Here is a 13330-nt window from a genome sequence, read left to right as displayed (position 1 = left end):
TGGCTTTCCCCGCACGTTATCGCGACGAAAACTGGTCCTCACCACGCCCGGTGCGCCGCGGTGAGGATGGTTTGCCCAGTTCAGCGCCACATAGGCGAGAAGCTCACGCCCCTTCGGGTTTGACCGCGAGCACCGGCTTGGGGCATTCCAGCAGCAATTGTTGCGCGACGCTGCCGAGCAGCAGCTTGCCGACCGGACTGCGGTGACGGATGCCGATCACCAGCAACTCGGCATCGGGCCGGTCGACCGCGTCGAGCAAGGCTGTGACCGTGTCGACGCCGACCGGGCGCTGCAGCTCGAACTCCACCCCGCTCGCCCTCAGCTGCTCCTCGACGTCGTGAATCTCACCGGTGCGGGCGAACCGGGTGTCGACATAGGCGTCCCCGGAGGTCGCGTTGATCACCAGCAGTCCGGTATCGCGCCGTCTCGCCTCGGCGATGGCGTGCTCGAGGGCGGCCCGGCCGAAGGGATCTGCGCTGTAGCCGACGACGATCATGATTGGGCTGCCTTCGCTTTCTGATCCGCGTCGTCCTCGACGATCAGCAGGGTCTCCTCGCTGCGGTGCATCAGCTTGAGCACCAACGGCACCAGCAGCAGAACCGCCATGAGCACGTAGGTGACGATCGCGACCGGTTCGGTGAACAAGCTGCTCCAGTCACCGCCGCCGAGTTGCAGGCTCTGACGCAGCTGCCGTTCGATGCGTGGGCCCAGGATGACGCCGATGATCAACGGCAACACCGGCAATCCGAAGCGTCGCATCATGAGGCCGAGCAGTCCGAACACCAACAGCAGCGCGAGGTCCAGCGGTTGCACGTTGACCGCCAGCGCACCCAGGGTCGCGAAGAACAGGATGCCCGCGTACAGGTAGGGCCGCGGCGTGCGCAGCAGTTTTGCCCAGAGCGGCGCCAACGGCAGGTTGAGCACCAGCAGCAGGAAGTTGCCGATGAACAGGCTCGCGATGAGCGTCCAGATCAGCAGCGGTTCCTTCTCGAAAAGCGTTGGCCCGGGCTGGATTCCGTACGACACGAACGCTGTCAGCATGACCGCCGCGGTGGCGTTGGTGGGCAGGCCCAGCGACAGCATCGGCACCAATGTGCCTGCGGCAGAGGCATTGTTGGCCGCCTCCGGCCCGGCCACGCCTTCGATCGCCCCCTTGCCGAACTCCTCGGGATGCTTCGAGAGCTTCTTCTCGGTGATGTACGACAGGAACGTCGGCAGCTCGGCACCGCCTGCGGGCAGCGCACCGAACGGGAACCCGTAGGCCGTGCCGCGCAGCCACGGCTTCCACGACCGGCCCCAGTCCTGCTTGCTCATCCAGGGCCTGCCGACGGGGATCACGTCGGCCGGGCGCCTGCGCAGATGCGCGGCGACCCACAGGGCCTCGCCGAGCGCGAAGATCGCCACGGCGATCACCACGATGTCGATGCCGTCGGACAGCAGCGGCAGCCCGAACGTCGCGCGGGGCTGGCCGGTGAGGAAGTCGATCCCGACGACGCCGATCGCCAGGCCGAGAAACAGCGATATGGCGCCGCGCAGCTTCGACGCACCCAGCACCGCGGTCACCGCGACCAGGGCGAACAGCATGATCGCGAGGTATGACGGGGCACCGAGCGTGACCGCGAAGCGCGAGATCGGTGGCGCGAACGCCGCCAGCAGCGCGGTGCCGATCGCCCCCGCGACGAATGATCCGATGGCCGCGGTGGCCAGAGCCTGGGCCGCCCTGCCTGCCTTGGCCATCTTGTTGCCCTCGATCGAGGTGATCACCGACGACGACTCGCCCGGGGTGTTCAGCAGGATCGACGTGGTCGACCCGCCGTACATCCCGCCGTAGAAGATGCCCGCGAACATGATGAACGCCGCGCTCGGGCTGACGTTGTAGGTCACCGGCAGCAGCAGCGCCACGGTCATGGCCGGGCCGATGCCCGGCAGGACCCCGACCGCGGTGCCCAGCAGCACGCCGATGCAGGCGTACAGCAAGTTCATCGGGGTGGCGGCCTGCTCGAACCCCTGCAGCAGCCAGTCGAAGTTCTCCATCACAGAATCCCGTCCAAAATGCCTGCGGGCAGCGGAATTCCGAGCCCGGAGTAGAACCCGTAGAAACTCAGCACCGACAGCACCGCGCCGATCGCGATGTTGCGGACGTAGTGCCGGTTACCGAGGATGGTCGCGGCCCCACCGAAGAACAGCGCCCCGGCGATCGCCCAGCCCAACGGCTTGACCAGCACGATCAGCAACACGAACAAGCCCACGAGCAGCCCGACGGTGCGCCAGTCCCCCGGCGAATTCGGGTCGACATCCTCACCGGCATCGGCCTCACCGACCGATCCGCGGGGTATCGCGATCGCCAGGATGACGGCCAGCACGATGAGCACGACGCCGATGGCCACCGGGAAGAACCTGGGCCCGATCGGATCGACCTTCGCGAAGCCCGCGGTCAGCGTCAGCGCGTCGAAGATCAGGTAGGCCCCGACCGCGATCATCACCACACAGACGAGGTATTGGGCCTTGTCGACCGGTCTGGCGCCTTCATTCGCTTGCGGTTCTGGTGCGGCGGTCATATCAGTCCCAACTCGGTGAGTGTCGACGAAACGCGTTCGTCCTGGTCCTTCAAGAACTGTTCGAACTGCTCACCGGTGACGAACGCATCGGTCCAACCGTTCTTCACCAGCGCCTCCTTCCACTGCTGCGTGGCGTGCAAATCCTCGAGGGCCTTCACCATGGCCTTCTTCGCGTCATCGGAAATGCCCGGCGGCGCAAGGACTCCGCGCCAGTTCGCGAAGGTCAGGTCGATACCCGACTCTTTGAGCGTCGGGGCGTCGACGCCCTTGACCCGCTCGTCGCTGGACACCGCAAGCACTCGCAGTTGTCCGGCCTCGATCTGGTCGATGAGTTCACCCGGGCTGGAGGTTCCGACGGTGATCTTCTTGCCGAGCAGCGCGGTCAGCAGATCACCGCCGCCGTCGTAGGTGACGAAGTTGACCGATTTCGGCTGAACGCCAACGGCCTTGGCCAGCTCCATCGGGAACAGGTGGTCGGGGCCGCCGGGTGACGAGCCGCCTCCGATGGTGACCTTCGACGGATCGGCCTTCCACGCCGCGACGAGATCGCCGATCGTCTTCAACGGCGAATCGGCGGGCACGAAGACCGCGCCGGGATCCTCGATCAGCTTCGCCAATGCGGTTGCGTCAGAAGCCTTTACCCGCGATCCATTGGTGTAGGTGGCACCGACCACGCCGAGACCCATCGTCATCATGAGGTCGTCGTTGCCCTTTTCGTTCATCAACCGTGCCATGGCAACCGTGCCGCCGGCGCCGATCACGTTGAAGACCTCGATCCGGCCGGTGATGTCGGTGTCCTCCATGATCTTCACCGCAGTACGTGCCGTCAGGTCATAGCCGCCGCCCGGGCTGTTCGGCACCATCATCCGCAGCCGGTGCAGCCCGCGTGCGTCGTCGTTGCGGGTCACCCCGCAGCCGGTCAGCGTGAGCGCCGCGACCAACATCACGATCACCCCGAGCACCGCCGCCAGGTGTCCTCGTCGACACGTCATCAACCCGTCCCCAATCACTTGTGATGCTCAGCAATACTGAATCGTGACGTGACCCAGGTCACTGATGAGTTCGCAAAGGAAGTATTGGTCATTGAGTTCACGCTCGGCGATGGTGCGCCTGCTGCGGGGCCGGAGCCTCGCCGGCCAGTTCCTGGCCTTCCAGCTGTTGGTGGTCGCAGTGGTGCTCGTCGCCGTCGCGGCCGTGTCGGTCGCGCAGTCCACGCGGGAATTCCGCGACGTTCGGGGCCAACGCATGATCGCGGTGGCAGAGAACATCGCCTCGACACCGATCGTGCGGGACCGTTATGACGACCCGTTCGCCGCGGCCATCCTCGCGCCCGACGTGGATCGGGCCGTCGCCCTCTCAGGAGCCGAACTGGCCGAGATCATCGACCCCACCGGCACGGTGCGCGCGTCGTCGGATCCCCAGCGCCTGGGCAAGCGGATCGACCTGGGCCCCACCCGCGCCGACGAAGGCCGGGCGTGGTTCGGCGACAGCGATGTCGATGGCGCGCACAGCCTGGTCGGCCAGGTACCGATCCTGGCGCCCGACGGCGATGTACTGGCCATCGTCTCGGTGAGTGAACGGTATCCCTCGGTGTGGCAGCTGCTGGGCGGGGCCGGCGAGCGCCTGCTGATCTATCTCGGCATCGGCGCGGCGCTCGGCCTCGTCGCGTCGTGGCTGCTGTCCCGACGGATCAAGCGGCACACCCGCGGCCTGGAGGTCACCGAGATCGCCGGCCTGGCCGATCACCGAGAAGCGTTGCTGCACAGCATCCGCGAGGGTGTGGTGGCGGTCAGCACCGACGGCGCCATCACCGTGCTCAACGACAGCGCCCAGGAGTTGCTGGGCCTCGACGACAGCGCGGTGGGCCGCCGGGTGGACGACGTCGGCCTTGACCCGACAGTCGCGGGATTCCTGCTGGAAGGGGCCGCGGGCCGCGACGAGGACGACGTGATCATCACCACCAGAACACGGGTCCTTGCGCTGAACCGGCGCGCGGCGAGCAGCCAGGGCCAGCGCATCGGTACCGTCACCACCATGCGCGACAGCACCGAACTTGCTGCGCTGCAGGCACAGTTGTCGTCGCACCGCAGTGTGACCGACACGCTGCGGGCGCAGACCCACGAGTTCGCCAACCAGTTGCACACCATCTCGGGGCTGACCCAACTCGGGGAATTCGACGCGGTCCGCGATCTGGTGGGCACGCTCACCCGACGCCGCGCGGAGATCAACGATGCTGTGACACAGCACATTTCCGACCCGGCCGTCGCCGCGCTGCTGATCGCCAAGACGTCGCTTGCCGCCGAGAGCGGCGTCACCCTGACCCTGACCGGCGACAGTCACCTGGCGGCGCTCGACCCGGCCCTGGCCACCGACGTCATCACGCTGCTCGGCAATCTGGTCGACAACGCCGTGGACGTCTCGGTCGGCGCGAGGGCGGCACAGGTGCGCATCCACATCGACGACGCCCGCGGCCTGCTGCTGACCGTGGCCGATTCGGGCCCCGGTGTGCCCCAACACCTTCGGGAGTCCGTCTTCTCCCGCGGAGTCACCTCGAAACCAGATGTCCCGGGTGGGCGCGGAATCGGCCTGGCGTTGGTGCGGTTGGTGACCGCCCAACACGGCGGCACCGTCGAGATCACCGACAACCCCGGCGGCGGTGCGGTGTTCACGGTGCGACTGCCGGAGGCCGCCCATGTATGACGTCCTCGTCGTCGATGACGATTTCATGGTCGCTGAGATCCATCGCCGATTCGTCGAACGGGTCGACGGCTTCCGCGCCGTCGGCGTCGCGCGCACCGGAACCGACGCGCTGGCCGCGGTGACGGAGCTGAAACCCGACCTGGTGCTGCTCGACGTGTATCTGCCTGACATGACCGGCCTGCAGGTTCTGCACCGGTTGCGGTCGGAGGGCAACCGCGTCGGGGTCATCATGATCACCGCGGCCCGCGAACTCGACACGGTGCGCGGCGCCCTGGCCGGCGGCGCCGCCGACTACCTGATCAAACCGTTCGAATTCGACCAGCTGCAAGCCAAACTGCTCGCGTACGCGGCGCGCGCCGATGCTCTGGCGGCCGAGGGCGGCGCCGACCAGTCGATGATCGACGCCTTGTTCGGCGGTGCCGCCGCTCCCAGGGCCACGCTGCCCAAAGGACTGGGCACCGAGACCGCCGGCCTGGTACTCGATGCCGTACGCGCCGCCGGGGAAGTCTCGGCAGCCGAATGCGCTGAAATCGTGGGGATTTCGCGGGTGAGCGCGCGCCGCTACCTTGAGTACTTCCTCGGCACGGGGGCGCTGGAGCTGCGGCTGCAGTACGGCACCGGGCGCCCGGAGCGGCGCTATCGCGCGGTGGCCGCACCGACGCCGAGGTGACACTGAGGTAGCGCGCTACTCACCCCAGCCGATCCCTGCCGGCGCACCATCGCAGTGAGGATTGTTGAAGGGAAGGCTGCGATGACCACGATGACCGCGCCGACTATGCGACGCACCTGCCCGGACGTGTTCGACGCGGGCCTGCCATCCGTCAACTATGAGCACGCCCGCGACCCCGAGGAAGCTCATCGGATCATCGCGCGGGCCCGCAGGCAGGCTCCGATCGCCATCGGACCGCACGGTCCGGAGATCCTCAGCTACCAGCTGGTGCGCGCGGTGCTGCGCGACGAACGCTTCGTGCCACCCAAGGGATTGTTTCTCGCCGCGCAGGGCGTCACGTCGGGTCCGCTATGGGACCGCGCGGCGGCCAGCCTGCTCAGTCTCAACGGCCCAGCGCACCACCGGTTGCGCCGGCTGGTGGCCAAGGCTTTCACCCCGAAGGCCGCGGAGCGGCTGCGTGGCACGTGCGTCGAAGTCATCACCGAGCTGACCGACCAGTGGGCGCCGGTTGGCGCGTGTGATGTGGTGGCCGACGTCGCACGTCGCTATCCGATCCCGGTCATCTGCGCCCTGCTGGGCGCGCCGCCGAGCGACTGGGACCTGATCTCGGGGTGGGCCGACGACATCTTCAAGATGTTCAGCTGGAATGTCGGCGGGAACGGGGCCGTCATCGAACAGGCCGGCTGCGAGTTCGACGAATACATCGAAGCGATGGTGGCCAGGCGTCTGTTCACCCTCAGCGACGATCTGCTCTCCGACCTGATCCGGGCCGAGGTCGACGGAGACCGGCTCACCCACGCCGAGCTGCTGATGCTCGCCGGTGGCGTGCTGCTGGCAGGCACCGATACCACCCGCAACCAATTGGCCGCCGCGGTCCAGGTGCTGTGCCAGCATCCCGCCGAATGGCAGCGGCTGGCCGAATATCCGGAACTGGCACCAGTTTTCGTCGAGGAACTGATGCGGCACACGCCAATTGCGTTGAGCACCATCAGGATGGCGCGCGAAGATGTCGAACTCGGCGGCGTGAGCATCCCGGCCGGAACCGTCGTGGTCGCCAATACCGCTGCGGCCAACCGTGATCCGGATGCCTATCCAGATCCGGACCGCTTCGACGTCACGCGCGAGCACCCGCCGGCAATGCTGACCTTCGGTGGCGGGGCCCACTATTGCCTGGGCTCGCACCTGGCCAGGCTCGAGCTCACGCAGGCCCTCACCGTACTGACCCGCCGGTGGCACAACGTCCGCCTCGACGTCCCGGTCCGGTGGAAGCCGCTGACCGGAGTCAGCGGCCCGGCCGCCCTGCCGGTGCGCTTCGACGCCACCTGATCAGCACCAGCGCCCAAGACGCCAGGACCACCGCGAACACCGCCGTCTGGACCGCCGCAACCCAGCCCGCCGGATACAGCACCCCGGTGATGTAGTGCGCGATGAACCCGGCAGACGGCAGTGGCGGCATCCCGGCGCGAGCCCTCGCCCATCGCTCCGCCGCGGTGAGCGGGCATGGCAAACCGAGTGCGACGCTTCCCAGGCCCCACAGCACGGCCGCAACGTGCAGCGCGATGGTGCGCGGCCACCGAAGCGCGACGAACCCGCCCAGCAACAGATAGGCGATGAAGCCGAAGTGAACCGCGACGGTGAGGGCGACCAGCACCGAGTACACCGTCATGGCCCCAGCCCCTGTTCACGGCGGGTTCGCGCGATAATGTGTGGCGTGACATCGAGAGTACTGTTCATCCGCAACGACCCCACGGCGCCCGAGGCGATGCTGGGCGATGCCTTCAGCGAATGTGGTTTCGAGATCGACACATTCGATGTGGTGCCCGCCGACCGGCTGCACGCCCCCGCGGGCGAGGTGGAGTTTCCGGATCTGACCCGTTATGACGTGGTGGTCCTGCTGGGCGCGCGGTGGTCGGTGTACGACGAGACCCTGCGCGCCGGCTGGGTGGGAACGCTGATGACCCAGCTGAAGGAGGCCGCCGACGCAGGCGTGGGCCTCTTCGGCGTGTGCTTCGGTGGCCAATTGCTGGCTCAGACGTTCGGCGGGTCGGTCAGCAGGTCCGATGCACCGGAGATCGGCTGGTACGAAGTCGAGACCGACGATCCTGAACTGATCCCGCCGGGTCCGTGGTTCGAGTGGCATATCGACCGCTGGACGCTGCCGCCGGGTGCCACCGAGATCGCCCGTAACGGCAACGCATCCCAGGGGTTCGTGCTGGGCCGGGCGCTCGCCCTGCAGTTCCACCCCGAGCTCGACGAGACCGTGCTGGAGGACTGGCTGGCCGACGACCGCGACGGCGAAGCCGGCAGGGTCGGCCGCACCCACGACGAATTGCGCATCGAGACAAAGGAACTCAGCGACGACGCGGCGCAGCGTGTCCGTGCGTTGGTACGCAGTTATCTGTCGCGGGTGGTCGACGCCCCGGCAGCGCCGTAGGGTGGTCACTGGAAGTTCAGATTCGCCATGTGTGCGTGGGGCAGCAGTACCCGGCACGACGCCGGGCGGGTGTTCCAGGACCGCCGCGAGGCCGGCCGGGTCCTGGCCCAGGAGCTGATGCCCTACCGCGGCCGGTCCGACGTGGTGGTGTTGGGCCTGGCCCGCGGCGGTGTACCGATCGGCTGGGAAGTCGCGTTCGGTCTACAGGCTCCGCTGGATGTGTTCCTGGTACGCAAGCTGGGGGTGCCCCAGTGGCCCGAGTTGGCGATGGGCGCGCTGGCCAGCGGTGGCGGAATCGTGGTCAACGAGCAGCTTGTGCAGCGGCTCGAGATCAGTCGTCAGGACCTCGACGCCGCGATCGAGCGGGAGACAGCCGAGCTGAACCGGCGGGAGCAGGCCTATCGAGGCGGCCGACCGCCGCCCGAGCTGGCCGGCCGAACCGTGATTCTGGTCGACGACGGCATCGCGACCGGTGCGAGCATGCTCGCCGCGGTGCGGGCCGTGCGCGCCGCACGCAGGCTTGTGGTGGCGGTACCGGTGGGCCCTGCTTCGGCATGTCGGGAGCTCGCGCAGGAAGCCGACGAGGTGGTGTGTGCGAGCACACCCACGGAATTCTCGGCCGTCGGCCAGGCGTTCGCCGACTTTCACCAGGTCACCGACGACGAAGTGCGCGCCCTGCTGGCAACACCGACGGTGGGCGCAACGGACTAGTTCTTGTGTTCCTCTGCCGATTCTTCGGCGGTGGGCTCGGCGTCGTGCGTATCGTCCTCAGCGGCTTCAGCCGCCGTTTCGTCCGATCCAGCCCTAGCCTCGTCCGATTCAGCCTCGTCCGACTTGGCCTCGTCCGATTCAGCCTCAGCCGATTCAGCCCCAGCGGATTTCGCCTCGGTGGTTTCGTCGGCCGCGTCAGCCGACTCCGCCTCGGCGGCCGGCGCCTCCGCCGGCTCATCGGGATAGTCCTCGACGGCGTCGTCGGTGGTCTCCGCCGCCGCGGGGGTCTCGTCGGCCGACTTCTCGGCGGTCCCACGTGAGCGTTCCCGCAGCGCATCGACGATCAGTAGCACCACGCCGAGCACGCTGGCACCGATGCACACCCAGGCGATCAACTCGTTACTGGTCACCACGGCGGTCACCAGCGCAGCCAGACCGATGACGGCAAGCACCAGCGCAATGATCAGCATCAATCAACCCTAGTTAGGTAGTGGCCTGACGAACGGTCGCGTTCCGGTCAGGGTCAGTTGTTGCCCCGGTTGAACTGGCCGAAACCACTGGCATCGCTGTTGGCGCTGGAATCGACCGGCGCGGCCGAGCCACGCTGACCGAGCTCTTCGAGCTGGGATTCCAGGTAGGTCTTCAGCCGCGTGCGGTACTCGCGTTCGAACGTGCGCAGCTGTTCGAGCCGGCCTTCCAGCACCGTGCGCTGCTGGTTGATGGTCCCCATGATCTCGGAGTGCTTGCGCTCGGCGTCGGCCTGCAGTGCGTCGGCCTTCTCCTGGGCCTGACGCAGCTGGGCCTCCGAGCGGGTCTGCGCGTCGGCGAGCATGGCGTCGGCGCGCTGCCGAGCCTCGGTGACCGTCGTCTCCGCCGTCTTGCGGGCATCGCTGACCATGGCGTCGGCCTGTGCCCGTGCGTCGGCGAGCATCTTCTCCGACTCGGCCTTGGCCGAACCGGTGAGCCGGTCGGCCGTGTCCTGCGCCAGGCTGAGCACGCGCGCGGCACGGGCCGCGGTGTCCTCGTTGGTCGCCGACGGGGCGGCCTGCGCAGCCGGTGGCTCGTACACCGGCTTCGGTGCGGGGGCCGGCTCCGGCTCGGGCTCAGGCTCGTAGAGCGGAATCGACTTGGTCGGCTGAGCAGCGCCACCACCGGAGCGCGCGGACGCCAGCTCGGAGTCGAGCTCGGAGACGCGCTGCCGGAGATCGGCGTTCTCTTCGATGAGTCGGGTCAGCTCATTCTCAACCAGATCGAGAAAGGCGTCGACCTCATCCTCGTTGTACCCGCGCTTGCCGATGGGCGGCTTGCTGAACGCGACGTTGTGGACGTCCGCCGGTGTGAGCGGCATTGTCTGCCCCCTTGGAGTCTTGGACCGTCAATCGATCTCGAAGTGTAGAGCCTGTTGTGTAGAGCCTTGTTTGGACGCAACTGGCGTCCATCCTGTCACACCAGAACCGGAGGTTGCAGTCGAGGCCAATTTTTAAGAACGAATTTCAATCTTCTTACGCGTTTTCGGGCGCTCCGGCAAACGATCTCAGCGCAGGTGGAGCGCCGTGACCGGCCGGGTCAGCCTGCCGCCCCGAGCGCCAGTTGCATACCGATGAACACGACGAGAAGCAGCACCATGATCGACAGATCCAGCCGTACGGCACCGATGGTCAGCTGCGGGATGATCCGGCGCAGCAGCTTCACCGGCGGATCGGTCAGCGTCAGGATGACCTCGAGGATCACCACCGTCAGCCCCTTGGGGTGCCAGTCACGACTGAACGACCGGATGAACTCGACAACGACCCGCGCGATGAGCAACAACCAAAAAATGAACAGCGCGAAGAACAGGATCTCGAAGAGCAGCGACAACTGGGCCGACCTCACTCAGGCAGATGTATGACATTCGATACAGGTCGCCTCAGCGGTACAACCGGCCGATTATGCGACGCCGCCAGCCTACCCGGCCGCCCGAAGAGCAGCCGGCGCACGTGAGGAGCAAGAGCAGCCGGAGCACGCGACGAGCGAGTCGCCGCTGCGCAGGCGCCGCGTCCCGCGGATTACTGGTAGGCGTAGAAGCCGGCCTCGGCGATCCGGCGGCGCTGCTCGGCACTGACGTCGACGTCGGCGGGCGACAACAGGAAGACCTTGGTCGCGACCTTGTCGAACGACCCCCGCAGCGCGAAGGCGAGCCCGGCGGCGAAGTCAACGAGGCGCTTGGCGTCGGCGTTGTCCATCGACACCAGGTCCATGATCACCGGCGTGCCGTCGCGGAACCGCTCGCCGATGGTGCGGGCCTCGCTGTAGTCCTTGGGGCGCAGCGTGGTGATCTTCGACAGCGGGCTGCCGGCTTCGAACAGCTCGGCCATGCGACGCGGATCCATGGCCAGCGCACCGCGGGTGGAGCCGGCCAATGCGCCCAAACGCTGTGCGGGACGCTCGAATTCACGCGGGGCCCGCATACGGGATTCGAACCGGGGCTCCTCTGCGTAGCCAGCGCCCGGGTAGCCGCCGCGGTAGGCAGGACCTTCGTCGAACTCTCGGCCCTCGTAGCCGTAGCCCTCGTCCTCGAAGCGCTCTTCACGCGGGCGCCGGGCGTAGCTACGGGCGGCGCCACGGTCGTCGTCCTCGTAGTACTCGTCGTCGTAGTCATCCATCGGCGCCATGCCGAAGTAGGCCTTGACCTTGTGCAGTGTGCTCATCTCGGCGACCCTTCTGCTGACCGTGGGAGTTGTGATGTCTGTGATGAAGATGTGACTGGTGTGACAACTGGTGGTGACGTTAGCGGCCGCTGTCCCATAAGCGCGGTACCGACACGCACACACGTCGAACCGTGTCGCACGGCAACCTCCAGGTCGTTCGACATCCCCGCGGAAAGCCCCAGGTGCTGCGGATAGTTCCGCTGCACCCGCTCCAACTCCCCTGCCAGCCGCGCGAACGCCTCATCGGGGTCGGCATCGAGCGGCGGTATCCCCATCAATCCGACGAACTCCAGACCCTGCGCGGCCTCGGCCGCCGCGCAGAGTTCATCGACCAGAGCGGGCTGGTTGACGTCCACGCCGCCGCGTTCGGTGTCGCCGTCAAGGCTGATCTGCAGATAGACCCGCAGCGGCTCGGTCCGGACACCACTGTCCAGTGCGGCCGTCGCGCCGCGGTCGAGCGCACCCACGAGCCGAACGCTGTCGACGGAGTGCGCGGCGTAGGCCCAACCGGCAACGGCGCGAGCCTTGTTGCGCTGGATGCTGCCCACCATGTGCCAGCGAATCGGCTCGTCGGGCAATTCCTCGCGCACCGTCGCCACTTTCGCGGCCGCTTCCTGTTCGCGGGATTCACCGAATGCGTGACAACCTAATCGGTGCAAAATGAGAATATCGGTGGCCGGAAAGAATTTTGTAATGGGAAGTAATTCGATCTCATTGACATTTCGTCCGGCCGATTCGGCGGCCCGCGCGAGCCGGGCCCGCGCCGCCCCCAGCGCGGTGGTCAGTTCACCGACTCGATCGGTATCGCGCGACTGCTGCTCGGTGCTCATCGGCGGTTCGACTCCATCCACACCAGCGACGCAAGGCGTCCCGTCGGTGCGTCCCGGCGATGACTGAACAACATGGGGTCATCGACCGTACAGCGCGGATCCACGTCGACCGCGCGGACGCCCAAATCCTTTAACTGGCGGGCTATTCCGGCCCGCAAGTCCAATCCTGGGGTGCCCCGCCCCGTCGTGGTGCTACTGCCGGGAAGGGCCGCCTCCACCTCGGCGGCCATCTCGGCAGGCACCTCGTAGTTGCGGCCGCTGACCGCGGGGCCGAGCAGGACGGACACATCCTGAACATGTGCACCACCGGCCAGCATCGCCTCAAGGGTGCGCACCACGACACCCAGCTGGGCGCCCACGCGACCGGCATGAGCCGCGCCGATGACACCCGCACGCGCGTCGGCCATTAATACCGGAACGCAATCTGCGGTCACGACCGCCAATGCCAAACCAGGGGTGGTGGTCACCAATGCGTCGGCATTATCGACCGCGGCACCCGATTCGGGCGGAGCCGTCACGGTGACCACGCGGTCCCCGTGCACCTGGTTCATCCAGACCACGGCGTCGGCGCCGATGGCCTCGGCCAGCCTGCGACGGTTGGCCGACACGGCGGCGGGATCGTCGCCGACATGGTCGCCGAGATTGAAGGAGTCGAAAGGCGGGGCCGAGACACCACCGGCACGGGTGGTGGTCACCCGACGTATGCGAACACTCACAATCCCAGTATCCGAAGTCCGCAG

General features: G+C 67.2%; 16 protein-coding genes. 5 read left to right on the top strand and 11 right to left on the bottom strand.

From position 1 onward, the window contains the following. Positions 1–103 precede the first annotated feature (103 nt). The 4 genes from RMCB_RS21200 to RMCB_RS21185 are packed head-to-tail and all read right to left on the bottom strand — an operon-like array spanning position 104 to position 3502. A complete protein-coding gene (locus RMCB_RS21200; RefSeq protein ID WP_062830391.1) occupies positions 104–496 on the bottom strand; it encodes a universal stress protein in 393 nt (130 codons plus the stop codon). Next, entirely contained in the window at positions 493–2034 is a 1542-nt protein-coding gene (locus RMCB_RS21195) for a tripartite tricarboxylate transporter permease (RefSeq protein WP_062830390.1), read from the bottom strand. The genes RMCB_RS21200 and RMCB_RS21195 overlap by 4 nt, the downstream gene beginning before the upstream one ends. Then, positions 2034–2558: a tripartite tricarboxylate transporter TctB family protein gene (locus RMCB_RS21190; RefSeq protein ID WP_062830389.1), complete on the bottom strand. Its 525-nt coding sequence runs from the start codon at positions 2556–2558 to the stop codon at positions 2034–2036. The genes RMCB_RS21195 and RMCB_RS21190 overlap by 1 nt, the downstream gene beginning before the upstream one ends. Continuing rightward, entirely contained in the window at positions 2555–3502 is a 948-nt protein-coding gene (locus RMCB_RS21185; RefSeq protein WP_407662136.1) for a Bug family tripartite tricarboxylate transporter substrate binding protein, read from the bottom strand. The genes RMCB_RS21190 and RMCB_RS21185 overlap by 4 nt, the downstream gene beginning before the upstream one ends. Before the next feature lie 112 nt (positions 3503–3614). On the opposite strand from RMCB_RS21185, the gene RMCB_RS21180 reads away from it, so the two are divergent. From RMCB_RS21180 to RMCB_RS21170, 3 genes are all read left to right on the top strand, one after another. After that, on the top strand, positions 3615–5258 hold the full coding sequence (locus tag RMCB_RS21180) for a sensor histidine kinase (RefSeq protein ID WP_062830387.1): 1644 nt from the start codon (positions 3615–3617) through the stop codon (positions 5256–5258). Beyond that, positions 5251–5928, top strand: a complete 678-nt coding sequence (locus tag RMCB_RS21175; protein ID WP_062830386.1) for a response regulator — start codon at positions 5251–5253, stop codon at positions 5926–5928. The genes RMCB_RS21180 and RMCB_RS21175 overlap by 8 nt, the downstream gene beginning before the upstream one ends. An 81-nt stretch (positions 5929–6009) precedes the next feature. Beyond that, on the top strand, positions 6010–7254 hold the full coding sequence (locus tag RMCB_RS21170; RefSeq protein ID WP_062830385.1) for a cytochrome P450: 1245 nt from the start codon (positions 6010–6012) through the stop codon (positions 7252–7254). Here the strand turns inward: RMCB_RS21170 and RMCB_RS21165 are convergent. Beyond that, a complete protein-coding gene (locus tag RMCB_RS21165; RefSeq protein WP_062830384.1) occupies positions 7211–7594 on the bottom strand; it encodes a DUF2784 domain-containing protein in 384 nt (127 codons plus the stop codon). The two genes, RMCB_RS21170 and RMCB_RS21165, sit on opposite strands and share 44 nt — an antisense overlap. A 45-nt stretch (positions 7595–7639) precedes the next feature. On the opposite strand from RMCB_RS21165, the gene RMCB_RS21160 reads away from it, so the two are divergent. Beyond that, positions 7640–8362, top strand: a complete 723-nt coding sequence (locus tag RMCB_RS21160) for a type 1 glutamine amidotransferase (protein WP_029368350.1) — start codon at positions 7640–7642, stop codon at positions 8360–8362. 27 nt (positions 8363–8389) lie between these two features. Beyond that, positions 8390–9073 carry a phosphoribosyltransferase gene (locus tag RMCB_RS21155; RefSeq protein WP_062830383.1) on the top strand — a complete coding sequence of 228 codons (684 nt, stop codon included), beginning with the start codon at positions 8390–8392 and terminating at the stop codon, positions 9071–9073. Here the strand turns inward: RMCB_RS21155 and RMCB_RS21150 are convergent. The 6 genes from RMCB_RS21150 to pgeF form a co-directional block, all read right to left on the bottom strand. Then, entirely contained in the window at positions 9070–9543 is a 474-nt protein-coding gene (locus tag RMCB_RS21150) for a hypothetical protein (RefSeq protein WP_062830382.1), read from the bottom strand. The two genes, RMCB_RS21155 and RMCB_RS21150, sit on opposite strands and share 4 nt — an antisense overlap. A gap of 53 nt (positions 9544–9596) precedes the next feature. After that, the gene (gene wag31 / locus RMCB_RS21145; protein WP_029368354.1) at positions 9597–10421 is read right to left on the bottom strand and encodes a DivIVA-like cell division protein Wag31; all 825 of its coding nucleotides are present in this window, start codon (positions 10419–10421) and stop codon (positions 9597–9599) included. A gap of 218 nt (positions 10422–10639) precedes the next feature. Further along, a complete protein-coding gene (locus tag RMCB_RS21140) occupies positions 10640–10930 on the bottom strand; it encodes a YggT family protein (protein ID WP_029368355.1) in 291 nt (96 codons plus the stop codon). Between the two features lie 188 nt (positions 10931–11118). Then, entirely contained in the window at positions 11119–11760 is a 642-nt protein-coding gene (locus RMCB_RS21135) for a cell division protein SepF (RefSeq protein ID WP_029368357.1), read from the bottom strand. Then, the gene (locus RMCB_RS21130; protein WP_062830381.1) at positions 11757–12590 is read right to left on the bottom strand and encodes a YggS family pyridoxal phosphate-dependent enzyme; all 834 of its coding nucleotides are present in this window, start codon (positions 12588–12590) and stop codon (positions 11757–11759) included. The genes RMCB_RS21135 and RMCB_RS21130 overlap by 4 nt, the downstream gene beginning before the upstream one ends. Next, the gene (gene pgeF, locus RMCB_RS21125; RefSeq protein ID WP_109784372.1) at positions 12587–13306 is read right to left on the bottom strand and encodes a peptidoglycan editing factor PgeF; all 720 of its coding nucleotides are present in this window, start codon (positions 13304–13306) and stop codon (positions 12587–12589) included. The genes RMCB_RS21130 and pgeF overlap by 4 nt, the downstream gene beginning before the upstream one ends. Positions 13307–13330 lie beyond the last annotated feature (24 nt).

It is taken from the genome of Mycolicibacterium brisbanense (assembly GCF_001570425.1).
GTDB classification, from domain to species: domain Bacteria; phylum Actinomycetota; class Actinomycetes; order Mycobacteriales; family Mycobacteriaceae; genus Mycobacterium; species Mycobacterium brisbanense.
This window is presented reverse-complemented; position numbering and strand designations above follow the sequence as displayed.

Coding starts and splice junctions, on each gene's coding strand:
- RMCB_RS21180 (WP_062830387.1), top strand. CDS start 3,615: ATGAGTTCGCAAAGGAAGTATTGGTCATTGAGTTCACGCTCGGCGATG.
- RMCB_RS21195 (WP_062830390.1), bottom strand. CDS start 2,034: ATGGAGAACTTCGACTGGCTGCTGCAGGGGTTCGAGCAGGCCGCCACC.
- RMCB_RS21135 (WP_029368357.1), bottom strand. CDS start 11,760: ATGAGCACACTGCACAAGGTCAAGGCCTACTTCGGCATGGCGCCGATG.
- RMCB_RS21185 (WP_407662136.1), bottom strand. CDS start 3,502: ATGTTGGTCGCGGCGCTCACGCTGACCGGCTGCGGGGTGACCCGCAAC.
- RMCB_RS21200 (WP_062830391.1), bottom strand. CDS start 496: ATGATCGTCGTCGGCTACAGCGCAGATCCCTTCGGCCGGGCCGCCCTC.
- RMCB_RS21150 (WP_062830382.1), bottom strand. CDS start 9,543: ATGCTGATCATTGCGCTGGTGCTTGCCGTCATCGGTCTGGCTGCGCTG.
- RMCB_RS21130 (WP_062830381.1), bottom strand. CDS start 12,590: ATGAGCACCGAGCAGCAGTCGCGCGATACCGATCGAGTCGGTGAACTG.
- RMCB_RS21170 (WP_062830385.1), top strand. CDS start 6,010: ATGACCACGATGACCGCGCCGACTATGCGACGCACCTGCCCGGACGTG.
- wag31 (WP_029368354.1), bottom strand. CDS start 10,421: ATGCCGCTCACACCGGCGGACGTCCACAACGTCGCGTTCAGCAAGCCG.
- RMCB_RS21165 (WP_062830384.1), bottom strand. CDS start 7,594: ATGACGGTGTACTCGGTGCTGGTCGCCCTCACCGTCGCGGTTCACTTC.
- RMCB_RS21155 (WP_062830383.1), top strand. CDS start 8,390: ATGTGTGCGTGGGGCAGCAGTACCCGGCACGACGCCGGGCGGGTGTTC.
- RMCB_RS21175 (WP_062830386.1), top strand. CDS start 5,251: ATGTATGACGTCCTCGTCGTCGATGACGATTTCATGGTCGCTGAGATC.
- RMCB_RS21190 (WP_062830389.1), bottom strand. CDS start 2,558: ATGACCGCCGCACCAGAACCGCAAGCGAATGAAGGCGCCAGACCGGTC.